The organism is Mesorhizobium sp. M7A.F.Ca.MR.148.00.0.0 (genome assembly GCF_003997735.1).
Taxonomy (GTDB): Bacteria; Pseudomonadota; Alphaproteobacteria; order Rhizobiales; family Rhizobiaceae; genus Mesorhizobium.
Window position 1 is genome coordinate 1 of record NZ_RZTB01000554.1, and the last position, 272, is coordinate 272.

Genomic DNA, 272 nt, shown 5'->3' on the forward strand with positions numbered 1-272 from the left:
CCTGACCGTCTATCAGGATCCGGCCGCCGCTCAGGTCGTAGAGTCTCTGGATCAGCTTCACGAATGTTGTCTTGCCGGAACCGGAGGGTCCAACCAACCCAACCCTTTCGCCAGCTTCAATCGACAGCGAACATTCGCTATAGAGCGGCAGGGGATGGTTGGCGTAGCGGAAGTGGACGTTCTCGAAATCGATACGGCCCTTCGTGATCCGGATCGGCTTGGCCTCTGGACGATCGGCAACATCCACGTGCTGATTGTGGATGGCCACTAGT

At 57.7% G+C, this 272-nt stretch carries 1 protein-coding gene; it reads right to left on the reverse strand.

Annotated elements, in window-relative coordinates:
- On the reverse strand, window positions 1-272 hold a 272-nt coding region (locus tag EOB49_RS35300), incomplete at both ends, for an ATP-binding cassette domain-containing protein (RefSeq protein ID WP_127383567.1).